The organism is Streptomyces sp. NPDC002730, from assembly GCF_042888805.1.
GTDB lineage: Bacteria > Actinomycetota > Actinomycetes > Streptomycetales > Streptomycetaceae > Streptomyces.
Genome location: NZ_JBIAQG010000013.1, coordinates 23,749 through 45,934 on the forward strand (window position 1 = coordinate 23,749; position 22,186 = coordinate 45,934).

General features: G+C 70.8%; 22 protein-coding genes. 21 read left to right on the plus strand and 1 reads right to left on the minus strand.

All coding sequences use genetic code 11. The annotated features are described in order from the left end of the window. Positions 1-66 precede the first annotated feature (66 nt). The 9 genes from ACFYXH_RS30010 to ACFYXH_RS30050 all read left to right on the plus strand — a co-directional run bounded on the left by ACFYXH_RS30010 (position 67) and on the right by ACFYXH_RS30050 (position 9,451). Positions 67-336, plus strand: a complete 270-nt coding sequence (locus ACFYXH_RS30010; RefSeq protein ID WP_389569379.1) for a hypothetical protein — start codon at positions 67-69, stop codon at positions 334-336. Between the two features lie 377 nt (positions 337-713). Continuing rightward, positions 714-1,232 carry a DUF2617 family protein gene (locus ACFYXH_RS30015; RefSeq protein ID WP_327325029.1) on the plus strand — a complete coding sequence of 173 codons (519 nt, stop codon included), beginning with the start codon at positions 714-716 and terminating at the stop codon, positions 1,230-1,232. A 54-nt stretch (positions 1,233-1,286) separates the two neighbouring features. Then, positions 1,287-2,882 (plus strand): polyamine aminopropyltransferase, encoded by a 1,596-nt coding sequence (locus tag ACFYXH_RS30020; protein WP_389569382.1) that lies wholly within the window; start codon positions 1,287-1,289, stop codon positions 2,880-2,882. 68 nt (positions 2,883-2,950) lie between these two features. Then, the gene (locus tag ACFYXH_RS30025) at positions 2,951-3,925 is read left to right on the plus strand and encodes an SRPBCC domain-containing protein (protein WP_389569385.1); all 975 of its coding nucleotides are present in this window, start codon (positions 2,951-2,953) and stop codon (positions 3,923-3,925) included. Between the two features lie 26 nt (positions 3,926-3,951). Beyond that, the gene (locus tag ACFYXH_RS30030) at positions 3,952-4,749 is read left to right on the plus strand and encodes an aldose 1-epimerase (RefSeq protein WP_389569388.1); all 798 of its coding nucleotides are present in this window, start codon (positions 3,952-3,954) and stop codon (positions 4,747-4,749) included. 10 nt (positions 4,750-4,759) lie between these two features. After that, complete coding sequence (pyrE, locus tag ACFYXH_RS30035) at positions 4,760-5,299, plus strand: orotate phosphoribosyltransferase (RefSeq protein ID WP_327325033.1); 540 nt, start codon at positions 4,760-4,762, stop codon at positions 5,297-5,299. A 223-nt stretch (positions 5,300-5,522) separates the two neighbouring features. Then, positions 5,523-6,554 (plus strand): class II fructose-bisphosphate aldolase, encoded by a 1,032-nt coding sequence (fbaA, locus tag ACFYXH_RS30040; protein WP_389569391.1) that lies wholly within the window; start codon positions 5,523-5,525, stop codon positions 6,552-6,554. A gap of 110 nt (positions 6,555-6,664) precedes the next feature. Next, positions 6,665-7,825, plus strand: a complete 1,161-nt coding sequence (locus ACFYXH_RS30045; RefSeq protein ID WP_389569394.1) for a MalY/PatB family protein — start codon at positions 6,665-6,667, stop codon at positions 7,823-7,825. A 123-nt stretch (positions 7,826-7,948) separates the two neighbouring features. Continuing rightward, positions 7,949-9,451 carry an MFS transporter gene (locus ACFYXH_RS30050; protein WP_389569397.1) on the plus strand — a complete coding sequence of 501 codons (1,503 nt, stop codon included), beginning with the start codon at positions 7,949-7,951 and terminating at the stop codon, positions 9,449-9,451. Here the strand turns inward: ACFYXH_RS30050 and ACFYXH_RS30055 are convergent. Next, positions 9,423-10,247, minus strand: coding sequence for a hypothetical protein (locus ACFYXH_RS30055; protein ID WP_389569400.1), 825 nt, complete (start codon positions 10,245-10,247; stop codon positions 9,423-9,425). The genes ACFYXH_RS30050 and ACFYXH_RS30055 overlap by 29 nt on opposite strands. 78 nt (positions 10,248-10,325) lie before the next feature. Here ACFYXH_RS30055 and ACFYXH_RS30060 point away from each other — a divergent pair, with 78 nt between their 5' ends. The 12 genes from ACFYXH_RS30060 (at position 10,326) to ACFYXH_RS30115 (ending at position 22,139) form a co-directional block, all read left to right on the plus strand. Next, a complete protein-coding gene (locus tag ACFYXH_RS30060) occupies positions 10,326-10,739 on the plus strand; it encodes a DUF3151 domain-containing protein (protein ID WP_389569403.1) in 414 nt (137 codons plus the stop codon). Between the two features lie 122 nt (positions 10,740-10,861). Continuing rightward, positions 10,862-11,815, plus strand: a complete 954-nt coding sequence (locus tag ACFYXH_RS30065; RefSeq protein WP_389569406.1) for a DUF3152 domain-containing protein — start codon at positions 10,862-10,864, stop codon at positions 11,813-11,815. A 100-nt stretch (positions 11,816-11,915) separates the two neighbouring features. Next, entirely contained in the window at positions 11,916-12,737 is an 822-nt protein-coding gene (locus ACFYXH_RS30070) for a tryptophan 2,3-dioxygenase family protein (RefSeq protein WP_389569408.1), read from the plus strand. Beyond that, positions 12,730-13,944 carry a kynureninase gene (gene kynU / locus ACFYXH_RS30075; protein WP_389569411.1) on the plus strand — a complete coding sequence of 405 codons (1,215 nt, stop codon included), beginning with the start codon at positions 12,730-12,732 and terminating at the stop codon, positions 13,942-13,944. The genes ACFYXH_RS30070 and kynU overlap by 8 nt, the downstream gene beginning before the upstream one ends. 86 nt (positions 13,945-14,030) lie before the next feature. After that, complete coding sequence (locus ACFYXH_RS30080) at positions 14,031-14,900, plus strand: alpha/beta hydrolase (RefSeq protein ID WP_389569413.1); 870 nt, start codon at positions 14,031-14,033, stop codon at positions 14,898-14,900. Positions 14,901-15,039: 139 nt separating this feature from the next. Then, on the plus strand, positions 15,040-15,987 hold the full coding sequence (locus tag ACFYXH_RS30085; protein WP_389569416.1) for an alpha/beta hydrolase: 948 nt from the start codon (positions 15,040-15,042) through the stop codon (positions 15,985-15,987). After that, complete coding sequence (locus ACFYXH_RS30090) at positions 15,980-17,158, plus strand: acyltransferase (RefSeq protein WP_389569419.1); 1,179 nt, start codon at positions 15,980-15,982, stop codon at positions 17,156-17,158. The genes ACFYXH_RS30085 and ACFYXH_RS30090 overlap by 8 nt, the downstream gene beginning before the upstream one ends. 10 nt (positions 17,159-17,168) lie before the next feature. After that, positions 17,169-18,461, plus strand: a complete 1,293-nt coding sequence (locus ACFYXH_RS30095) for a sensor histidine kinase (protein WP_389569423.1) — start codon at positions 17,169-17,171, stop codon at positions 18,459-18,461. Beyond that, a complete protein-coding gene (locus ACFYXH_RS30100; RefSeq protein ID WP_385301776.1) occupies positions 18,458-19,126 on the plus strand; it encodes a response regulator in 669 nt (222 codons plus the stop codon). Before ACFYXH_RS30095 ends, ACFYXH_RS30100 begins: the two co-directional genes overlap by 4 nt. Positions 19,127-19,237: 111 nt before the next feature. Continuing rightward, the gene (locus ACFYXH_RS30105) at positions 19,238-20,092 is read left to right on the plus strand and encodes an NAD(P)H-binding protein (protein WP_389569428.1); all 855 of its coding nucleotides are present in this window, start codon (positions 19,238-19,240) and stop codon (positions 20,090-20,092) included. Positions 20,093-20,124: 32 nt separating this feature from the next. Then, a complete protein-coding gene (locus ACFYXH_RS30110; protein WP_389569431.1) occupies positions 20,125-21,483 on the plus strand; it encodes a sensor histidine kinase in 1,359 nt (452 codons plus the stop codon). Further along, positions 21,480-22,139 (plus strand): response regulator, encoded by a 660-nt coding sequence (locus ACFYXH_RS30115; protein WP_389569434.1) that lies wholly within the window; start codon positions 21,480-21,482, stop codon positions 22,137-22,139. Before ACFYXH_RS30110 ends, ACFYXH_RS30115 begins: the two co-directional genes overlap by 4 nt. Positions 22,140-22,186: the final 47 nt, after the last annotated feature.

Below are 22,186 nucleotides of genomic sequence, written 5' to 3' on the forward strand. Positions count from 1 at the left end.
CACAAGAAGCGGTCACGCAAAGACGCGGGGGGCTCGCTTCGGGGGAACGGAAGGACGGTGAGAGCAATGGCAGCTTTCTTCGGGATTCTGCTGGTCGTCTTCGTCTTCGCTGTGATCATGGCCGGCAAGGCACACGCGAAGAAGAACAGCAGGGTCAGGACGGTCAAGAGCCGTCGGCGCGGCGGGGCCGGTGGCAGCAGTGGCAGCTGGTGGGCGGGCGGCGGCGGCGCGTCCTGCGGCGGCTCCTCGTCCTGCGGGGGCTCTTCGTCCTGCGGGGGTGGCTCCTCGTCCTGCGGTGGCGGTGGCGGGGGCGGATGCGGTGGCGGAGGCAGCTGACACGGGGCAGCCGGTCCGCGACCACTGATGGCACCCGGCGGGTGAACTCCCGCCGGGTGCCTCCTTGTTGGCTGCTCCGTCGGCCGCCGCGCGGCACGCTCCACGGCTCACCGTTGTCGGACCCTGTCGACCCTTTTTTGTTGAACAGTTGAACTGTAAGGCCCCCGAGGGGATGGAAACCCAACCAAGTTGGGTAAAAGCGCTGTGGGTGCCGCGTAGTTCATGATTCCCTCGCTGTTGGAACCTGTAGGAACCATCCAGCCCCTCGTTCCTCATGTGGACCCGAGCAGGCGTTCCCCGCTTTTTTGACCTTCCCCCCTCCGGGGCGCCCCCGGTCCACGTGTCCACCTGCCGAAGCGTGTTTGCGGAGCCGACCCATGCTCACGACCCTCAAGACCGCCTATTCCGACACCAGTGCCGACGACCTCGCCTGGGCGTTGGGCCGGGAGCCGCTCCCTGCCCTGGCCGTACTCGATCTCGAACTGTCGGGTGCGAAACTGCAGTTGAGACTGCTGGGCGCCTCCCATCAAGTGCTGCTGGAGGAGGAGCGGGGCAACTGCTCCGAGACCGTCGCCTGTATGCGCGGCAGCAGTACCCCGCTGCCGCTCGGCGTGGCCAAGCGGCTCGGCGACTGGGAGTACGAGTTCGCGGCCCATGTCGAAACGCTCACGAAGGGGTCGTTCGCGGGGCGCGCGCAGGAGCTGCTCGCGCTGGTCGCCGACCACCCGAACGGACTGGCCGGCACCTTTCCCGGCTCGCCGCACGCGTTCACCGCGATGCTGGCACAGCGGTTCGATGACCAGGTGCGGTGGCGCACCTGGCACGCCTATCCGCAGGAGGGGCGCCTCGTTGTCACCCGAACGCGTGTCGGTGCCCGTATGCCGGCCCTGCTGTAGTCGCACCCTTGTGGGTGACAGAGTGAAGGTGTGCAGTGACGTAGCGTTACAAACATGATCGACCAGCGGCCGACCTCACCGCCCGAGAGCGTGCTGCGGCTGCCCGTCCGCCCGAACGCCGGCCGGTATCTGGTGCTGGTCGCGGTCTTCGTCTGCGCCGCCTGCGGACTGGTGTACGAGCTCGAACTGGTCGCCCTCGCCTCGTACTTGATCGGCGACTCCGTCACCCAGGCATCCGTCGTCCTCTCGGTGATGGTCTTCGCGATGGGCGTCGGCTCGCTGCTCGCCAAGCGGCTGCGCTGCCGGGCCGCAGTCGGCTTCGGTCTGCTGGAGGCCGCGCTGGCCCTGATCGGCGGCTGCTCGGCCATGGTGCTGTACGCCTCCTTCGCCTGGATCGGCGAGTCCCGGTTCGTGCTGGTCGTGTTCTCCCTGGCCATCGGCGTGCTGATCGGCGCCGAGATCCCGCTGCTGATGTCCCTGATCCAGCGCATCTCCCGGCGCGACGCGGAGGGCACGGTGGCCGATCTGTTCGCCGCCGACTATGTGGGCGCCCTCGTCGGCGGACTCGCCTTCCCGTTTCTGCTGCTGCCGTGGCTGGGTCAGCTCACGGGCGCGCTGCTGACGGGAGCCGTCAACGCGGTGGCGGGCGGGCTGCTTGTGCTGTGGCTCTTCCGCCGTGATCTGACGACCCGTTCGCGCTGGTGGCTGCTCGCCGCCAATGTGGCGGTGCTGGCGGTGCTGGCGGCTGCGGCGGTCCTGGTCGACGACTTCGAGCGGGCTGCGCGCAGCGCGGTCTACGGGCACCAGGTGCGGGTCGCCGTCCACACCGGCGTACAGGAAGTCGTGCTCACGGGCGGCCGGTCGGGGCCGCCGGATCTCTTCCTGGACGGTCGGCTGCGTGTCAGTGGGCGCGACGAGTACCGGTACCACGAGGCGCTGGTCCACCCGGCGATGCGTGGGCCGCACGCACGCGTACTGATCCTGGGCGGCGGCGACGGGCTGGCGGCGCGCGAGGCGCTGCGCTATCCGGATGTCCGGTCCGTGACCGTCGTCGAACTGGACCCGGGCGTCGTCCGGCTGGCGCGCACGGACCCGGCGCTCGCCACGCTGAACGCCCACGCCTACCAGGATCCGCGGGTGCGGTTCGTCCCCGCGGACGCCTTCTCCTGGCTGCGTGCGCCCCAGGGGACGTACGACGTGGTGATCTCGGACCTCCCCGACCCCGGCATCACTCCCAGCACCAAGCTGTACTCCCAGGAGTTCTACGGGCTCGCCGCACGGGTCCTCGCGGACGGCGGGCGGCTGGTCGTGCATGCGGGGCCGCCGGCCTCCCGTCCGCACACTTTCTGGACGGTCGACGCGACGCTGCGCGCGGCCGGGTTCGGCACCCGGCCGTACAGCGCGACCGGCCGGCTCCCGGGATTCGCCGCAGGACCGGACCGTGTGACGGGCACTGCCGCCGCATCGCGCGACTGGGGGTTCCTGCTCGCCGCCGTGGGCCGGGTCCCGCGGCTCGGACTCGACGCCGACGTACCGCGGCTGCGGGCACTGGGCCCGTCCGCGCTCGCGGCGGGGGTGCGCGCCGCCGAGCGGACCCGGCTGCCGGACCTGCCGCCGTCGACGTTGGTGCACCCGCGGTACACAGACTGAGTACGGACTGCGCAGTACACGGACCGAAACGCTGACGTAGCGGTCCTGCCTGGGTAGGCTCGGCTCCCATGGAGCATGAGGTGTTCGTTCCGCTTCCGGCAGAGACCCTCCGACAGGCGCTGCGGGACCCCGCGCGGGTCGCCCGCTGCGTCCCCGGGCTCCAACAGGCCGCGGAGGAGTCGGCCGGCCCGCTCTCCGGGCGGCTGAAGATCCGGATCGGCGGACACACGATCACCTACCGCGGCACCCTGCGCATTGTCGAGCAGGACGACACCTTTGCTGTCGAGGGCGAGGGTGTGGAGGCGCGCGGCACGGGCTCGGTCAAGGTGACCCTGACGATCCGTCCGGAACCCACCGACGGCGGTACGAGGCTCTGCTTCACCGGGACGGCCGGCGCGGAGGGCCGGCTGGCGGAGCTGGCCGACTCTACGACGGCATCGGCCGCGCACCGGCTGCTGGACCGGTTCGCCGACCGGCTTGCCCTGACGGCGGAGCCGACACCGGAAGAGCTGGAACAGCCGGTCGACGGCGGCGAGGCCCCTGCGGACGCCGTGAAGCCGTCCGTGTTCGATGCGCCCGTGCCGCCGCCGTCGCTCGACCCGGTCGCCGAGGAGCAGTTCGACGCAACGGACGTGCCGGACGTGCCGGAGGTGCCCGGCGTACCGGACGTGCCTGCCGTACCGGACGTGCCTGCCGTACCGGACGTGCCTGCCGTACCGGACGTGCCTGCCGTACCGGACGTGCCTGCCGTACCGGACGTGCCCGATGTGCCGGAGGTGTCCGACGCATCCGAACCACCGGAGCTGCAGGAGCTCCCCGCCGTCCCCGACGAGCCGCCCGCCGAGGCCGCGCACGCCCGCCGCACCATGATCGGGCGCAGCGCCGAAGAGGTCGACCATGCCCCGCCGCGCGGCCGCTACGCCCCCACGCCCGCGCCCGACGCGGGCACCGCCGGCGCGACCCTGCGCTGGCTCGCGCCCGCCGCGGCCCTCGCGCTCGCCTCCGCGGTCGTCGTCGGACGGGTGCTGCGCCGCCGCAAGTAGTGGCCGGTCGCCAGTACTGTCGTCGTGTGAGTAGCAGCGAAGAAAACATCCGGCTGGCCGCCGGAGACGTCGAGTTGACCGTGCATCCGCAGAACGGCTGCCGCATCGCGAGCCTGCGCATCGGCGGCACCGAGGTGCTGCGCCAGGGCGAGCGGTACGGCTCCTTCCCGATGGTCCCCTGGTGCGGCCGCGTCGGGAACGGCCGGTTCAGCAACGGAGACGTACGGCATCAACTGCCGCTCAACTCACCGCCGCACGCCATCCACGGCACGGGCCGCGACACCGCCTGGCACACCGCCCGCGCGAGCAAGAGCGAGGCGGCCTTCACCTATGACCTCGCCGACCCCTGGCCGTACAGCGGACGCGTCACTCAGGCCTTCGAGCTGGCCGAGGACTCGCTGATCCTCACCATGGGCGTCGAGACGTACGAGAACTCCTTCCCGGCCCAGGCCGGCTGGCACCCGTGGTTCCTGCGCAACCTCGGCACCGGTGAGGACGCACGGATCGACTTCACGCCCGAGTGGCAGGAGGAGCGTGGCCCCGACCATCTGCCAACCGGCCGGCGCGTCGCCCCGCTGCCCGGCCCGTGGGACGACTGCTTCGGGATGCCCGACGGTGTCTCGGTCACGCTCACCTGGCCGGAGCAGCTGGAACTCACGGTCACCAGCCGCGCCGAGTGGGTCGTCGTCTACGACAACGAGGGCGAAGCCATCTGTGTGGAGCCGCAGTCGGGCCCGCCGAATGGTCTCAACACCCACCCGCAGCTGGTCACCCCGATCGAGCCGCTGGAGATCGCGACCACCTGGGCCTGGCGCCGCCTTTAAGCTCATGGGCATGACTGACGTACGTGCTGAGCTGCTCCAGCAGATCAAGGACAAGGCCGTGGTGCACGGCAAGGTGACCCTCTCCTCGGGTCTTGAGGCCGACTGGTACATCGACCTGCGCCGGATCACGCTGGACGGCGAGGCCGCGCCGCTGGTCGGCCAGGTAATGCTCGATGCGACCGCCGAGCTGGACTACGACTGCGTGGGCGGTCTGACGCTGGGCGCCGACCCGGTGGCGACGTCGATGCTGCACGCCTCGGCGGCGCGCGGGCAGCGGCTCGACGCCTATGTCGTACGCAAGACGGGCAAGGCGCACGGTATGCAGCGCCGGATCGAGGGCACCGACGTCAAGGGCCGCCGCTGTCTGGTCGTCGAGGACGTCTCGACCACCGGCGGCTCCCCGCTGACCGCCGTCGAGGCGGTACGGGAGGCCGGCGGCGAGGTTGTCGCGGTCGCCGTGATCGTGGAGCGGGGCGCGGCTCCGGCCATCGCCGAGGCGGGGCTGCCGTATGTCAACGCGTACTCGCTCGACGAGCTCGGGCTCGCCTGACCCTCCTTCGCCGACTCGTGACCTAGGTCCCGAGACAGGCTCTGACCTGCGATGACGTCGAGGGGCGTGCCGTTTCACGTGAAACAGCACGCCCCTCGTGCAGGTCGGCGACCCACGCGGGGTGGAGCCGCGCGCAGAGTCTGGAAAGATGGGCGCCGACGATGACGTCGCCCCCAGGTCAGGGCCAAGCACCACACACCCGCACATCACAAGGAGCGGACACATGCCCATCGCGACTCCCGAGGTCTACAACGAGATGCTCGACCGGGCGAAGGCAGGCAAGTTCGCCTACCCGGCTATCAATGTGACCTCGTCCCAGACCCTGCACGCTGCGCTGCGCGGCTTCGCGGAGGCCGAGAGCGACGGCATCGTCCAGATCTCCACCGGTGGTGCCGAGTTCCTGGGCGGCCAGTACAAGAAGGACATGGTCACCGGCGCGGTCGCGCTCGCCGAGTTCGCGCACATCGTCGCCGCCAAGTACGACATCAACGTCGCGCTGCACACCGACCACTGCCCGAAGGACAAGCTGGACGGCTATGTCCGTCCGCTGCTCGAGATCTCCGCCGAGCGCGTCAAGGCCGGCCAGAACCCGCTGTTCCAGTCCCACATGTGGGACGGCTCGGCCGAGACCCTCGCCGACAACCTGGCCATCGCCCAGGAGCTGCTCGCGCAGGCCGCCGCCGCCAAGATCATCCTTGAGGTCGAGATCACCCCGACCGGCGGCGAGGAGGACGGCGTCACCCACGAGATCAACGACGAGCTGTACACCACGGTCGACGACGCGCTGCGCACCGCCGAGGCGCTCGGCCTGGGCGAGAAGGGCCGCTACCTGCTGGCCGCCTCCTTCGGCAACGTCCACGGCGTCTACAAGCCGGGCAACGTCGTCCTGCGCCCCGAGCTGCTGAAGGACCTGCAGCAGGGTGTCAGCGAGAAGCACGGCCTGAAGGCCGGAAGCCAGCCGTTCGACTTCGTCTTCCACGGTGGCTCCGGCTCGACGGTCGAGGAGATCGCCACCGCGCTGGAGAACGGCGTCGTGAAGATGAACCTCGACACCGACACCCAGTACGCCTTCACCCGCCCCGTCGCGGACCACATGTTCAAGAACTACGACGGTGTGCTGAAGGTCGACGGCGAGGTCGGCTCCAAGAAGACCTACGACCCGCGCACCTGGGGCAAGGCGGCCGAGGCCGGTATGGCCAAGCGTGTCGGCGAGGCCTGTGCCGCCCTGCGCTCCGCGGGCACCAAGCTCAAGTAAGCGGCTGGGGCAGGCGGCCCAGGCCGGCAGCCCGAACAAGCGTCATCCGTACGCCGGGCCCGGCACCCCTTCCCGGGGTGCCGGGCCCGCGGCATGTGGGAGGACTCACCGTGAGCTATGACTTCGACACTCCCGTCGACCGGCGCGGCACCTGGTCCGTGCAGTGGGACGGCGTCGCGGACCGGTTCGGCGTGGACGGGCTGCTGCCCTTCACCATCTCCGACATGGACTTCGCGTCCCCGCCCGAGGTGCTCGACGCGCTTCAGCGGCGTATCGCGCACGGGGTCTTCGGCTACACCGACTGGCGCCACGAGGACTTCCTGTCCGCGATACGTGACTGGTTCGCCCGCCGCTACGGCACGGACATCGACACCGACCGGATCGTGTACGGGCCGTCCGTGCTCAACCAGCTCTCGCAGCTGCTGCAGATGTGGACCGGGCCGGGCGACGGCGTGGTCGTCCACACCCCGACGTACGACGGCTTCCTGAAGGCGATATCGGGCCTCGGGCGGGAGCTGCGCGGGGCACCGGCCGGCGACACGGCGGCCCTGGAGCGACAGCTCGCGCGCCCGGACAGCAAGGTGCTGGTGCTCTGCTCGCCCCACAATCCGACCGGCAGGGTGTGGACGGAGGCCGAGCTGACGGAGTTCGCGCGGCTTGCGGCGGCGTACGACGTCGCGGTCATCAGCGACGAGATCCATGCCGACTTCGTACACACCGACTTTGTGCCCGACGGGCGGCGCCATCTGCCGTGGACGCGGTTCGGGGCAGGTCGCTGGGCGCTGATCACCTCCGCGACCAAGGCCTTCAACTTCCCGGCACTCAGTGGTGCGTACGGGATCATCGGCGACGCGGACGACCATGCGGCGTTTCTGCGCCGGATGCAGACGGGCGAGGGGCTCGCCTCGCCCGCCGTACTGTCGCTGACCGCGCACATCGCCGCGTACCGGGACGGCGGGCCGTGGCTGGACCGGCTCAACGCCTATGTGGCGGGGAATCTGCGCCTCGTCGCCGAGCGGCTCAACTCCGCCTTCCCGGAACTTCGCTGGCAGCCGCCGCAGGCGGGCTATCTGGCCTGGATCGATCTGCGGCCGCTCGGCGTCGACGACGCGGCGCTGCAGCGGGAGCTGATCGAGCACGAGAAGGTCGCGATCATGCCGGGCACGACGTACGGCTCCGACGGCTTTGTACGGTTCAACGTCGGATGCCCCCGTGCCAAGGCGGAGCAGGGTGTGGACGCTCTGATCCGTGCCCTCCACCGGCTGGCCTGAGCCGCCCGGCCCGAGGATGATCCGGGTATGGACAACAGGCCGGGGGAGACAAGTCCGGAGGAGAGGAACTCGGGGCGGAAGAGCCCGGGACGGAAGAGCCCGGGACGGAAGAGCCCGACAGAGATGAGTCCGGCAGGGATGAGCCCGGGCGAGAAGATTCCGGGCGGCATCAGGCTGTCCACGGCCACCGGCCGCTGGGTGATTCTGACGACGGTGCTCGGCTCCAGCATGGCCCTGCTGGACTCGACCGTCGTCAATGTCGCACTGCCCCGCATCGGGGAAGATCTCAACGCCGATATGGCGATCCTCCAGTGGACCATCAACGCCTACATGCTCACCCTGGCCGGGCTGATCCTGCTCGGCGGGGCGCTCGGCGACCGCTTCGGGCGGCGGAAGGTCTTTGTGCTCGGCGTGGTGTGGTTTGCGCTTGGCTCGCTGCTCTGCGGGCTCGCGCCCAATGACCTTGTGCTGGTGGGCGCACGCGCTCTGCAGGGCGTCGGCGCGGCGCTGCTCACACCGGGGTCGCTGTCCCTGATCCAGGCGAGCTTCCACCCGGACGACCGGGCCCGCGCGGTGGGGCTGTGGTCGGGGCTCGGCGGTGTCGGCGCGGCGGTCGGTCCGTTCCTCGGCGGCTGGCTGGTCGACGGGCCCGGCTGGCGCTGGGTGTTCCTGATCAATGTGCCGCTGGCCGCGCTGTGTGTGCCGGTGGCGCTGAAGCACGTGCCGGAGTCGCGCGACCCGCAGGCCCACGGCCGCTTCGATGTGCTGGGTGCGGTGCTCGGAGCCGCGGCGCTGGCGCTGGTGACGTACGCGCTCATCGGGCCGTCGGTGTGGGTGGGCGTCGCGGGTGTGGTGGTCGGGGTGGCTTTCGTCCTCGTCGAGAGGCGGCGGCCCCTTCCGATGCTGCCACTGTCGATCTTCGCGAACCGGCAGTTCACCGCGGCCAATCTGGTCACGTTGTGTGTGTACGCCGCCTTCAGCGGCTTCTTCTTCCTGACCGCCCTGCAACTCCAGGTGGTGGCGGGCTATTCAGCACTCGGCGCCGGTACGGCACTGCTGCCCATCACCGTGCTGATGCTGCTGCTTTCGGCGAAATCCGGGGAGCTGGGGGAGCGGATCGGCCCGCGTATCCCGCTCACCGTCGGCCCGCTGCTCTGCGCGACGGGCATGATGCTGATGCTGCGCGTCGGTGAGAACGCTTCGTACGTACGTGATGTGCTGCCCGCGATGGTGGTCATGGGCATGGGCATGGTGACCCTGGTCGCGCCGCTGACCGCGACCGTCCTGGCCTCCGTGGAGACCGCGCGGGCGGGGCTCGCGAGCGGTATCAACAATGCGGCGGCCCGCGCTGCCGGTCTGCTCGCGGTGGCCGCGCTGCCGCTGCTGGCCGGGATGGGCCCGGAGGCGTACCGCTCGGCGGCGGAGTTCGGCGCGACGTTCCGGCGGGCGATGCCGATGTGTGCCGGCGTGCTGGTCGTGGGCTCGCTGATCGCCTGGTGGACGGTGCGGAAGCCGGTGCCGGAGGCGGCGCGGGCCCGGCCCGAGTGCAGGATGAACTGCGGGCTGTCGTCGCCGCCGCTGGAGCCGACCGCCGTGGTCAGTACTGAGCCGGGTCGATCTGGTTGAGGATCCAGATGAGCTCGGGGTCGGTCTGGTAGTGGAAGACCAGGGTCTGCTTCTCCCCGTACGCATTGATCCTGGTGAGGAACTCGCTCGCGGTGATCGCCTTGCGCTGCCCGGCGGGGGCGAACGGCGTGGTGACGGTGATGTGCGCGTTCTCGTTCAGCGGGAACGGGCGTGCCGTCCCGCCGGTGGCGGTCCAGGTCGCCCTGTCCTTGCCGTGGCAGGTGAAGTGCCCCTCGCGGATGACGAGCCGGCCGGTCCGCCCCGCGCCGGAGCCGCTGTGGACCTGGATGTACGGGCCGTGGTCGCCACCGCAGAGATCGCCGTCGTACGGGAAACCGTCCGTCCCGCCGGCCGGGGCCTGCTGGGACGGGGGCGGGGGCGCGGTGGGCGGCTCGGGTTCGCCGGCCCCGCCGCTGCCGCCACCGTTCCCGCTCGTACCGCCACCGCCACCGCCGCCGTCGTTGGAACCTCCTGAACCGCCCGAGCCGCCGGAATCACCCGTGGCTGGGCCGCCCGTGCCCGCACCGGCGGTCGTGGTCGGACCCGGTGCCGGTGAGCCCGCTGAAGCGCTGCCGGAGGGCTTCGCGGGCACCGAGGGCGAGGGCGTCGCGGGCGCAGAGGACGTCGAGGACGTCGAGGACGTCGTGGACGGAGACAGCGAGGGTGGGGCCGACGGCGGGCGCCACGCCTCGTCGTGCCCGCCTTTGCCGCCCGGTTCACCGCACCCCGTCACCAGGCCCAGGACGACGACCGCCCCCAGTGCCATGGCCTTCCACCCGCCCGTGACCCTGCCCATGACAACGATGGTCGCCCCCGTCGCACAGCACCCGCACCGCTTCCACGGATTCCCCACCGACCTGTGACACTGGAGCCCATGTCCATCCATGAAAACCTGCTCGGGGGACCCGCCCCGACCCACCTGCCCGACGACCCCGAGCCGCGCGAGCTCCTCGCGACCGGGGCGGCTCCCGCCGACGTCGCCGCCAAGTACCCGACCTCGTCGCTGGCCTGGGCACAGCTCGCCGACGACGCGTTCGAGAACGGCCGCGTCGTCGAGTCGTACGCCTACGCGCGCACCGGCTACCACCGCGGCCTCGACTCGCTGCGGCGCAGTGGCTGGAAGGGCCACGGCCCGGTGCCGTGGGAGCACGAGCCGAACCGCGGCTTCCTGCGCGCGCTGCACGCGCTGGCCCGCGCCGCGGAGTCGATCGGCGAGCAGGCGGAGTACGAGCGCTGCTCGACGTTCCTGCGGGACTCCTCGCAGACGGCGGCCGACACGCTGAGCTGAGTGAAAACGAACCGAAGGCCCGTATACCCCGTCTGTACAGAGGGGGCGCGGGCCTTCGGCCGCTAATGATCGTCCGCACTGACAATTCGCATGCACCGGCGACTGAGGTGGGGGACGTTCTGTTGGGCAGCCAGAGCCAGAGCCAGAGCCAGAGCCAGAGCCAGAGCCGCAGCCGAAGCAAGAGCCGCAGCCAGAGTGAGAGCCAGAGCCGAATCCGCAGCAGTAGCCGTAGCCGCCGAAAACAGGCGGCCCGCCCCCCGCTCGCGCGCTTACTCCTGCTCGGCGCGGCCCTCGTCGCCCTCGCGCTCGGCGGCGGCGCGGCCCTCGCGCACTGGCGCGGCACCGCGCAGCCCACAACCCAGGCGGCCGATGACACCGTCCAGCCGCACGTAACGCCGTCCGAGGCCCCGGAGGCCGTCGACCTCGAGCCGCGCACCACCCCCTCGACGCCCTCGCGACACCGTCCGCCGGACGCCGAGCCTCCGACGCGGAAGAAGAAGCCGCCCGCCAAGGTCCCCGCCTCCGGCAAGGGCACCTTCACCACCGCGCAGGCCTCCGGCAGCGCGGCCGGCTCGGGCCCGCTGCGCCGCTACCGCGTACAGGTCGAGGACGGCGTCGACATCCCCGCGAAGGACGCCGCCGCCGAGATCCAGCAGATCCTTGCCCATCCGCGCGGCTGGGCAGCCCACGGCAAGGGCTCCTTCCAGCTGGTCACCTCGGACGCCGACTTCGTGATCAGGATCGCCACCCCGGCCACCGCGGACCGGCTCTGTCTCGAGCAGGGCCTCGACACCCAGGGCGAGCTGAACTGCGAGACCGCCGATGGTGTCGTGGTGAATCTGCGCCGCTGGATGCTGGGCTCGCCGACGTTCGCCGGGTCGCCCGCCGAGTACCGGCATCTGATCATCAACCATGAGATCGGGCACGAGATCGGCATCCGCAAGCACCTGGGCTGCGCGGGCCCGGGAAAGCCCGCGCCGGTGATGATGCAGCAGATCAAGGGGCTGGACGGGTGCCGTTCCAATGCCTGGCCGTACGACGAGAACGGGACGTACATCACAGGCCCGACGCTCTGACCCGCAAAATGACCACCGGCTTATGATGCCGGTGGGGACCGGGGCTCCCGAGCCAACAGGAAGGGGCGGACCGCTACCCGGACACGTCGAGGAGACAGCGATGTCACATGACGCGGCCCCGAATCTGGATTTCGCGGGCACCACTCCGTACGAGGACTATGTCCAGGCGGACGTTCTCACCCACCTGCAGCATCCGCTCTCGGACGATCCGGGAGAGATGGTCTTCCTGGTCACCACCCAGGTGATGGAGCTGTGGTTCACCGTCATCGTCCATGAGTGGGAGACGGCGGCCGGCGCGCTGCGGGAGGACAATTTGCCCGTCGCTCTCGCCGCGCTGAAGCGCAGCACGTACGAGCTCGAGTCGCTCAACGCCTCCTGGGAGCCGCTCGCGCACCTCACCCCCGCTCAGTTCAACTCGTACCGCAGCGCTCTGGGCGAAGGCTCCGGCTTCCAGTCGGCGATGTACCGGCGGCTCGAATTCCTCCTCGGCGAGAAGTCGGCGTCGATGCTGGTGCCGCACCGGGGCGCGCCGCGGGTGCACGCGGAGCTGGAGAAGGCGCTGCAGGAGCCGAGCCTGTACGACGAGGTGCTGCGGCTGCTCGCGCGGCGCGGGATGGCGGTTCCGTCCGCTGTCCTCGACCGGGACCTCTCGCAGAAGTATGAGCCGTCGGCGGAGATCGAGGAGGTCTGGGCCGCGGTGTACGGCGGTGCGGACCAGGACACCGAGCTGGTACGGCTCGGCGAGGCGCTGACCGATGTCGGCGAGCTGGTGTGGCGCTGGCGCAACGACCATCTGGTGGCGACCCGGCGGGCCATGGGCTCGAAGTCGGGCACGGGTGGTTCGGCGGGCGTGGCCTGGCTGGAGAAGCGCGCCCGCAAGAACGTCTTCCCCGAGCTGTGGACGGCGCGCAGCCATGTCTGAGTCACGGGCAGGGAAGGCCGCGGCGCTGGACGCCGCAGATGAACTGGCCGGTGCGCGCAAGCTGTTCGCGCTCGACGAGGCCGTGTACCTGGACGGCAACTCACTGGGCGCGCTGCCTGCCCATGTGCCGGCGCGGGTCGCCGATGTGGTGACCCGGCAGTGGGGCGAACTGCGGATCCGCTCGTGGGACGAGAGCGGCTGGTGGACGGCGCCGGAACGGATCGGCGACCGAATCGCGCCGCTGGTGGGTGCGGGGCCGGGGCAGGTGGTGGTCGGAGACTCCACAAGTGTCAACGTCTTCAAGGCGGTCGTGGGCGCGATACGGCTCTGCGAGCGCACCGGCGATCCCTCCCGTACGGACGTCCTGGTCGACGCGACGACGTTCCCGACGGACGGCTATATCGCCGAGTCGGCGGCCCGGATGACGGGCAAGCGGCTGGTCCCGGTGGCGCCTGCGGACCTCCCGACGGCGCTCGGCCCGAACACGGCGGTGGCGCTGTTCAACCACGTCGACTTCCGCACGGGCCGCCTCCACGACCTGCCGTCCCTGACGGCGGCGATCCACGAGGCGGGCGCGCTGGCGGTCTGGGACCTGTGCCACAGCGCGGGCGCGCTGCCGGTCGGTCTGGACGCGCACGGCGTGGACCTGGCGGTCGGCTGCACCTACAAGTATCTGAACGGCGGCCCGGGGTCACCGGCGTATCTGTACGTCGCCGAACGCCATCAGGCAGCCTTCGACTCCCCGCTGCCGGGCTGGAACTCGCACACGGACCCGTTCGCGATGACGTCCGCCTACGAGGCGGCACCGGGCGCGGTACGGGGCCGGGTCGGGACGCCCGACATCCTGTCCATGCTGGCGCTGGAGGCGGCGCTGGATGTGTGGGACGGAGTCTCGGTCGACTCCGTACGGGCGAAGAGCCTGGCGCTGACGGACTTCTTCCTGGAGTGCGTCGAGTCGTACGTCCCGCAGGGCCGCGTCACTTCCCTGACCCCGCTGGAGCACGCGTCGCGCGGCAGCCAGATCGCGCTGCGCTGCGAGCAGGCGCCCGCGGTGATGGAGAAGCTGATCGCACGGGGCGTGGTGGGCGATCTGCGCCGCCCGGATGTGCTGCGCTTCGGGTTCACACCGCTGTACGTGGGCTTCGCAGACGCGGAACGGGCGGCGTCGGTACTGGCGGAGGTACTGGCCGAGATACCGGCCGCCTGACGCTGTGACGATCTGATCAGCGGGGGCTGGTACCGTCCCCGCTGGTCAGGTCAATTCCGCTCCTCTGTCGGAAGGTTGGAGCAGCAATGCCGGACCCCGCCGCCCGTGACGCCGCCGAGAGCGACTCCTTGTTCTCGCATCCCGTCGTCGCGCCGGATGCCTCCGCCGCGTACGGCGAGCACCCCGACCAGGTCGTGGACTTCTACGCACCCCGTGGCGGGCTTGTCGACGTGCCGCTCGTCGTCATGCTGCACGGTGGTGCCTGGCGGGCGCGGTACGACCGGCAGCACGTCACTCCCTTCGCGGAGTTTCTGGCCCGGCGCGGGCTCGCCGTCGCCAATGTCGAGTACCGGCGCGGGAGCGAGATTCCGCAGCAGCGGGGGAGCGAGCCCGTCGCCGGGCGGTGGCCGGAGACCTTTGACGATGTCGCCGCCGCGATGGACGCGCTGCCCGGCCTGGTGAAGGACGTCCTGCCGCAGGCCGACGCCCGGCGCACTGTCGTCACCGGGCACTCCGCCGGCGGGCAGCTCGCGCTGTGGGCCGCCGCCCGACATGTGCTGCCGGCCGGCTCGCCGTGGCGGCTGGCCGCGCCGCCCACGCTGCGCGGCGTCGTCGCGCTCGCGCCGATCGCGGACTTCGCGAAAGCCGTCGAGCTCGATGTGTGCGGCGGGGCGGTGACACAACTCCTGGGCAGCGAGGCGGAGTTCGATGGGCGCAGTGCGTACGCGGACCCGGCCGCACTCCTGCCCACCGGCATCGCCACCACCGTCGTACAGGGCCGTACCGACATCGTCGTGCCGTACGCCGTCTCGGAGGCGTATGTCGACGCCGCCGCGAAGGCCGGTGAGACCGTCGGGCTGACGCTCCTCGAGGACGTCGGGCACTTCCCGCTGATCGACCCGGCAGCGGATGCGTGCGCCGTCGTCGCGGAGGAGATTGCCCAGCTGGCCTGGTAGCCACCGGGCCCTGCCCGTACTCGTCATACCTCAGAGCTACGTCACAGGTGCGTTCCCCAGCGGGACGCCGACCACACGCCGCGATTCATAACTTCTGTTCCGAGAGAAAGCATTCAGCACTCGGAACGGAAGGAAAGCCATGGCGTCCCGCCTGCGTCGTACCTTGCTCGCCGCGCTCGTCACCGCCGCGGTGACCGTGCCGGTGTCGGCGGCGGCGCGGCCCGCCGCCGTCCCCGCGCCCGCACCGGTCACCCTCGCGCCGCTCACCGCCGCCGAACTCCCTCTCCTCGGGGACAGGTTCGCGGCCGGCCGCGCCGATATCCGCGCGGCCGCGGAGACGGCCACCGCCCATGGCGATCAGGGGCGGGCCGCCCGGCTGCGCGTCATGGCGGACCCGGCGCGGCACTTCCTCTCCTTCGACGGGCGGGACGGCGGCCGCACTGCCGAGGTCTTCGGCGATCTGGCGCGTGCCGAGCGGATCGCCGTGCTGGTGCCGGGCTCGGACACCAACCTCGATACCTACGAGCGTTTCCGGGCCGGCGCTGTCGCCCTTCACGACGAGCTCGGCGGCCGCGCCGCAGTCGTCGCCTGGCTCGGCTACGCGACGCCGGGAACCATAAGCCCCGAGGTCCTGACCGAAGGGAGGGCGGACGATGCCGGCGCACAACTACAAAATTTTGTGCGTGAGTTGAAGGGAGCCAAGCCCGGCTCACGAGTGTCGCTGCTCTGCCATTCGTACGGTTCCGTCGTCTGTGGACGCGCCGCCCCCTCCCTCGACGTCGCCGACATCGCCCTCTACGGCAGCCCCGGCGCCGGTGCCGACAACGTCGCCGACCTCCACACCCCCGCCACGGTCTGGGCCGGACGCGGCTCCGACGACTGGATCGCCCATGTCCCGCACGTCCGGCTCGACATCCTCGGCACCACCCTCGGCCTCGGCGCCGACCCCGTGTCGGACGGCTTCGGCGCCCGCACCTTCGCCGCCGGTGACGGCGGGCACAGCGACTACCTGAAGCCCGGCTCCGTATCCCTGAAGAACCTCGCCCGGATCGCCCTCGGCCGCGCAACGGAGGTCACTCATGCCTGACTCACGGCTGCGTGACCTGGCACGCTGTATCGACGCGGCCACCCCGCCCGACCGCGATCGCGCCGTCGACGCCCTGCGCGCCCTCGCCATCCTCGGCGTCGTCCTCGGGCACTGGCTCGTCACCGCACTCGTCATCGACGGCGGCGCGCTGCGCGGCGCGAGTCCGCTGGAGCATCTGCCCCAACTCGCCCCGATCTCCTGGATGTTCCAGACCCTCGCCGTGTTCTTCCTGGTCGGCGGGCAGGTGGGCACGTCGAGCTATGCCTCGGCCCGCGCCAACGGCACGACCTACGGGCAGTGGCTCGGTGTCCGACTGTCCCGTCTCTTCCGGCCGGTCGCCGCCGTACTGACGCTGTGGACCGTGGCGGCCGTGTGCATGCTTGCCTCCGGTACCGGCCTGGACACCGTGACCACCCTTCTCAACCTCGTCCTCTCACCTCTCTGGTTCCTGCTGGCCTTCGCGGCTCTGACGGCGGCGACGCCGCTCGTCGCCCGGCTGCATCTGCTGTGGCCGCTCGCCGTCGTTCTGCACATCGACCTGTTCCGGTTCGGCCTGGGCGGGCCCGCCTGGCTGGGCTGGATCAATGTGGCGGCCGGTTGGCTGGTCCCGTACTGCCTGGGCGCGGCGTGGGCACGCGGTGAGTTCCGCTCCCGTACCAGCGGCTGGGTACTGCTCACCGTCGGCGTTGCCGCCACCGCCGGGCTGGTCGTGTTCGCCGGGTACCCGGCGTCCATGGTCGGGGTGCCCGGCGCCGAGATCTCCAACCTCAACCCGCCCACTCTCGCTGCCGTGACCTTCGGTCTCGCCCAGTGCGGGGCGGCGATGCTGCTGCTCGGCCCGCTGCGTCGGGTGCTTCAAAGGCCCGCGGCATGGGCGGCGGTGGCGCTGGTCAACCTCTCCGCGATGACGGTCTTCCTGTGGCACCAGACCGCGATGATGGCGGTCACCGCGACCGGCCTGCTCGCGGGCACGGCGCTGCCCGGACTGCACACCGAGCCCGACGGCCCCGGCTGGGTGCTCGCCAGGATCGCCTGGCTGCCGGTGTTCGCGGCGGCGCTGCTGGTGTGCTGGGCCGCGTTCCGTACGTACGAACAGCGGCGGCCCCGGAAAGGCAGCCGGGTCGTACGGGCCCACGAGCCCGCCCGGGAACGGGAGATGGGCCGTGTTTAGGGTTGACGCCGTGGACAACGACGACAAGGCGCGCCTGGCCCCGGCGGCCCAGACCCTGCGGTCGTTTCCGCGCACCCTCCGTGAGGACCTGTGCACCCTCGCCGCCGACCCGCTGCCGCGCATCACCAAGGTGCGATGGCTGGCCCGGTTGCCGCACGTCATTGTGGTGTGGCTGTCGATTCCGCTTTTCCTGGCCAACAGCGATGAGCTGGAAAACCGCATCGGCCTCGTTGGGCAGTACGGGTTGCTGCTCGCGGCGCTCCAGTCGGGCGCGGTCATCCTCGCGATGTTCCGTCCGGTGCCCGCCTGGTGGCTGTCCCTGGTCCCCACTCTCGTCGTCGCGGTCGGCGAGCCAAGGCCGGACGATCCGTGGCCGTGGCCCGTGACCGGGATCCTCGCGCACGCCGGCGTACTGCTCCTGCTGTCACTGCGCGTACGCCCCCGGGTTGCGGTCGAGGCGCTGCTGCTCAGCTGTCTGGCGGGCCTGGTCCTCGAGGCGATCGGCGACCGCCCCCACGACACGACGGCCCCGGTGGCGGCGCTCGTTTTCACCGTCGTCGTGATCGTGGGCGGATCGCTGCGCGGCCGCCGCGAGGCCCGCACCAGGCTGGTTGAGCAGGAGGTGCTGACCGCGGAGGAACGCGCCAGGCGCACGCTGCTGGAGGAGCGGAGCCGTATCGCACGCGAGCTGCACGACGTGGTCGCCCACCATATGTCGGTGATCTCCATCCAGGCGCAGGTCGCGCCGCACCTGGTCGAGGATCCGTCCGAGGAGCTGAAGGAGAATCTCGCGGGCATCCGAGAGAACGCCGTCGACGCGCTGACCGAACTGCGCCGGGTGCTCGGCGTACTGCGGTCCGAGAACCCCGAGCCGAACGACGAGTCTCAGACCCCGCAGCCCACGCTGGCGCGGCTCGGCGCCCTCGTCGACAACGTCCGCAGCGCGGGCCTGACCGTCACCACCGAGGTCGACGACGGCACGCGCCCGCTGTCACCCGGCATCGAACTGTCGGCCTTCCGCATAGTCCAGGAAGCGCTCAGCAATGCGATGCGGCACGCGCCGGGCTCGATGGTGCGGGTGCGGATCGCGTACGACCCGGCCGGGCTGACGGTCCGGGTCACCAACACCGCGCCGGCCGGGCCGGTCCCGGCATCCCCGGGCGCCGGCCACGGTCTGCTCGGCATGCGCGAGCGCGCCGTGATGCTGGGCGGCGAAGTGACGACCGGCGCTACGGCCGACGGTGGGTACGAAGTGACCGCGACGCTCCCGTTGAACGGGAGCCCTATGAAGGACAGAGCATGACGATCCGCGTGATGATCGCCGACGACCAGGCGATGGTCCGGCAGGGCTTCACGGTGCTGCTCAACGCCGAGCCCGGTATCGAGGTGGTCGGCCAGGCCGTGGACGGCCTCGACGCCGTCGCCAAGGTCGCCGAACTCGGCCCCGATGTCGTTCTGATGGACATACGGATGCCCGAACTCGGCGGCATCGAGGCCACCCGCCGGATCACCCAGGCCCCGGACGCAACAGTCAAGGTCCTCGTACTCACCACCTTCGACCTCGACGAGTACGTCTACGAGGCGCTGCGCGCGGGTGCGTCCGGCTTTCTGCTGAAGGACGCCTCGGCCGCTCAACTGGCCGAAGCCGTCAGGGTGGTGGCGGCGGGCGACGCGCTGCTCTCGCCGAACATCACCAAACGGCTGATCCTGGAGTTCTCCCGGACCCTCGGCGCACCGCGGGCCCCGCTCAAGGAGCGCGTCGGCGATCTGACAGAGCGTGAGACCGAGGTGCTCGCGCTGATCGCTCAGGGTCTGTCGAACGCGGAGATCGCCCAGCGGCTGGTGGTGGCGGAGCAGACGACGAAGACGCATGTGAGCCGGATCCTGCTGAAGCTGGGGCTGCGGGACCGTACGCAGGCGGCGGTCTTCGCGTACGAGACGGGTCTGGTACGCCCCACCGGTTACTGAGTCCCCTTGAGGACGGCTCCAGTTGAGGACGGGGTTGGGGAGGTCAGGCTCTGGTGAGGTCGGGAGCTGTTGCGGACAGAAGCTGACCGCAAGCCTTTCTACGTTGTTCTCATGACGAATCCCGAGAACATCCTCGTGACCGGTGCCACCGGAACCGTCGGCCGCCAGGTCGTCGCCGAACTTCTTGACCGCGGCCACACGGTGCGCGCCCTCACCCGCGACCCCGCGAAGGCGGATTTCCCGGCGGGCGTCGAGGTCGTCCAGGGCGATCTCACCGACCCCGACTCGCTCGCCGCCGCCCTCGAGGGCGTCACGGGTCTGCATCTGATCACCTTCGGCGGGGCGTACTTCGCGCCGCTGGAGACCGGCCCTCGGATTCTCGAGCTGGCCCGCGAGGCCGGCGTGCGCCGGGTCACCGTGCTGCACGGCGGTGGACCCTCGCTGCTTGAGGACGCGGTACGCGCCAGTGACCTGGACTGGGCCGTGATCATGCCGGTCGAGTTCATGTCCAACGTCCTGGAGTGGGCGGACGGGATCAGGACAGGCGACGAAGTGCGCGAGCCGTTCGCCGGCCGGCTCAGCGCCATGGTCCACGAGGGCGACATCGGCGCCGTCGCGGCGGTCGCTCTCACCGAGACCGGCCACCGCGGCCGGGCGTATGTGGTCACAGGCCCGGAGGTGCTCACCCTCAAGGACAAGGTGGACGCGCTGGCGGCGGCCCGGGGCCGTGGGATCGCGCTCGTGGAGCTGACCGAGGAGGAGGCGGTCGCGCAGTGGCGGGCGGCGGGCCACTCGCAGGAGGTGATCGGCTTCCTGCTGGAGGCGTTCGGGAACACCCCGGCCGTGGGCCGTACCGTCGTCGACACCGTGCAGAAGGTCACGGGCCGCCCGGCGCGGAGCTTCGCCGAGTGGGCGGCCGATCACGCGGACATCTTCCGGTCCTCGTCACACGCGGTGAGCAGGTAGTACTCAGGACGGACGCGGCAGGATCCGTAGCGATGCTGACGACCGCGTCCGTCCTTCCGCTTACCGTTCTGTACGTGACCGAGAAGACCCGCAGCCCCGAGTACCGCCTGGCCATGGGCGCGCTGAGCGGCCTCCGCCAGGACCTGTTCCATGACGCCTTCGCCTACCGACCGCTGCCGCCGATGCGCACGGACGGCCCGCTCACCCGCCGGCTCCCGGGCCGGATACGCGACGGCGCGAGGTGGACCCCACACGCCACGGTGCTGTGCTTCGCGTTCTTCGTGGTGCTCATGGCGGGCGTCTCCGGCGACAGCCGGGGTGCCGGGCTGGAATTCGTACTGACCGGGTGCATCCCGGCCGCCGCGGTGGTGATGACGCTGCTCAGGCCGGTCGGCGCCTGGTGGATGTCGCTGCTCAGCACCCCCTTGGTCGCCGTCTTCGCCAACGACTGGGACGGCTATCCGTGGCCGCCCAGCGCCTTCCTCTCGTATCTGACGGTGATGACGGTGGTCGCGATGCGGACGCGCCCGCGGACCGCCGGCTGGATGTGGGCGCTGACGGCCGTATACGGCATCTTCGCCGAGGTCGCTCCCAACCGCGGGTACGGCGTCTCCGACACTCCCCAGTTGCTCTTCGTCGCCGCGCTCGTACTGCTGGTGGTGACCGTGCTGCACGTCCGCCGCGAGGCGAAGCAGGAGGTCGCGGCGCAGCAGACGGTGACGGCCGTCGAGCGCGACAAGCGCACGCTGCTGGAGGAACGCACCACCATCGCCCGCGAGCTGCACGATGTCGTCGCGCACCATATGTCGGTGGTCGCGATCCAGGCGGAGGCCGCGCCGTACCGGGTGGAGAACCCGCCGCCCGAGCTGGAGAAGGCCTTCGCCACGATCCGCGAGAACGCGGTGGCCGCGCTGACCGAACTGCGTCGCGTCCTCGGTGTCGTACGGGCGGAGGACTACCAGGCCCCCGACGCGCCGCAGCCGGTGCTCGCCGATATCGAGAACCTGCTCTCCAATGTCCGCGAGGCGGGCCTGGACGTGGAGAAGACGGTTACGGGCGCGGTCCGCGATCTGCCGCAGGGCGTCGAGTTGTCGGCCTACCGGATCATCCAGGAGGCGCTCAGCAACGCGCTGCGCCATGCGCCCGGGTCGACGGCAAAGGTCGAGATCTCCTACGTACTCGGTGGCCTGGGCCTGCGGATCGTCAACACCGCCGCGCAGAGCCTGGTCAAGCCCTCGCCGGGGGCCGGCCACGGCATCACGGGCATGCGGGAGCGTGTGACGATGCTGAACGGCGAGATGACCGCGGAGCCCACGGAGGAGGGCGGCTACGAGGTGACCGCCTTCATTCCCGTCGCCGTGACCGAGTCCGCATCCGAGGAGACCTCATGACGATCCGCGTCCTTATCGTCGACGACCAGATGATGGTCCGTGAGGGTTTCTCGGTCCTGCTGAACGCGATGTCCGACATCGAGGTCATCGGCGAGGCGGTGAACGGCCGCGAGGCGGTCACCAAGGTCGCCGAGCTCGCGCCCGACGTCGTGCTGATGGACATCCGTATGCCGGAGCTGAACGGTATCGAGGCGACCCGCGAGATCGTCGCGGCGCACAGCGAGTCCAAGGTGCTGGTGCTGACGACCTTCGACCTTGACGAGTACGTGTACCAGGCGCTGCGCGCGGGGGCTTCCGGCTTCCTGCTGAAGGACGCGTCGGCCCGCCAACTGGCCGACGGCGTACGGGTGGTGGCGGCCGGCGAGGCCCTGCTGGCCCCGACGGTGACGCGCCGCCTGATCACGGAGTTCTCGAAGCTCTCGCAGAACCCGCGGCCGCCGGCGCTGGCGCAGGTCGGCGATCTGACGGAGCGCGAGACGGAGGTCCTGGTGCTGATCGCGCAGGGTCTGTCGAACGCGGAGATCGCCTCGCATCTGGTGGTGGCGGAGTCCACGATCAAAACGCATGTGAGCCGGGTGCTGGTGAAGCTGGGGCTGCGGGACCGTACGCAGGCGGCGGTGTTCGCCTACGAGGCACGCCTGGTGACCCCGAGCTGATCAAGCATCGCCGGACGGGCCGGGTTTCCCGGGTATCCGAGCCCCTC

Excerpts from the sequence above, each read along its gene's own strand:
- ACFYXH_RS30010 (WP_389569379.1), top strand. The coding sequence starts at position 67 with ATGGCAGCTTTCTTCGGGATTCTGCTGGTCGTCTTCGTCTTCGCTGTG.
- ACFYXH_RS30015 (WP_327325029.1), top strand. The coding sequence starts at position 714 with ATGCTCACGACCCTCAAGACCGCCTATTCCGACACCAGTGCCGACGAC.
- ACFYXH_RS30020 (WP_389569382.1), top strand. The coding sequence starts at position 1,287 with ATGATCGACCAGCGGCCGACCTCACCGCCCGAGAGCGTGCTGCGGCTG.
- ACFYXH_RS30025 (WP_389569385.1), top strand. The coding sequence starts at position 2,951 with ATGGAGCATGAGGTGTTCGTTCCGCTTCCGGCAGAGACCCTCCGACAG.
- pyrE (WP_327325033.1), top strand. The coding sequence starts at position 4,760 with ATGACTGACGTACGTGCTGAGCTGCTCCAGCAGATCAAGGACAAGGCC.
- fbaA (WP_389569391.1), top strand. The coding sequence starts at position 5,523 with ATGCCCATCGCGACTCCCGAGGTCTACAACGAGATGCTCGACCGGGCG.
- ACFYXH_RS30050 (WP_389569397.1), top strand. The coding sequence starts at position 7,949 with ATGAGTCCGGCAGGGATGAGCCCGGGCGAGAAGATTCCGGGCGGCATC.
- ACFYXH_RS30055 (WP_389569400.1), bottom strand. The coding sequence starts at position 10,247 with ATGGGCAGGGTCACGGGCGGGTGGAAGGCCATGGCACTGGGGGCGGTC.
- ACFYXH_RS30060 (WP_389569403.1), top strand. The coding sequence starts at position 10,326 with ATGTCCATCCATGAAAACCTGCTCGGGGGACCCGCCCCGACCCACCTG.
- ACFYXH_RS30070 (WP_389569408.1), top strand. The coding sequence starts at position 11,916 with ATGTCACATGACGCGGCCCCGAATCTGGATTTCGCGGGCACCACTCCG.
- kynU (WP_389569411.1), top strand. The coding sequence starts at position 12,730 with ATGTCTGAGTCACGGGCAGGGAAGGCCGCGGCGCTGGACGCCGCAGAT.
- ACFYXH_RS30080 (WP_389569413.1), top strand. The coding sequence starts at position 14,031 with ATGCCGGACCCCGCCGCCCGTGACGCCGCCGAGAGCGACTCCTTGTTC.
- ACFYXH_RS30085 (WP_389569416.1), top strand. The coding sequence starts at position 15,040 with ATGGCGTCCCGCCTGCGTCGTACCTTGCTCGCCGCGCTCGTCACCGCC.
- ACFYXH_RS30090 (WP_389569419.1), top strand. The coding sequence starts at position 15,980 with ATGCCTGACTCACGGCTGCGTGACCTGGCACGCTGTATCGACGCGGCC.
- ACFYXH_RS30100 (WP_385301776.1), top strand. The coding sequence starts at position 18,458 with ATGACGATCCGCGTGATGATCGCCGACGACCAGGCGATGGTCCGGCAG.
- ACFYXH_RS30105 (WP_389569428.1), top strand. The coding sequence starts at position 19,238 with ATGACGAATCCCGAGAACATCCTCGTGACCGGTGCCACCGGAACCGTC.
- ACFYXH_RS30110 (WP_389569431.1), top strand. The coding sequence starts at position 20,125 with ATGCTGACGACCGCGTCCGTCCTTCCGCTTACCGTTCTGTACGTGACC.
- ACFYXH_RS30115 (WP_389569434.1), top strand. The coding sequence starts at position 21,480 with ATGACGATCCGCGTCCTTATCGTCGACGACCAGATGATGGTCCGTGAG.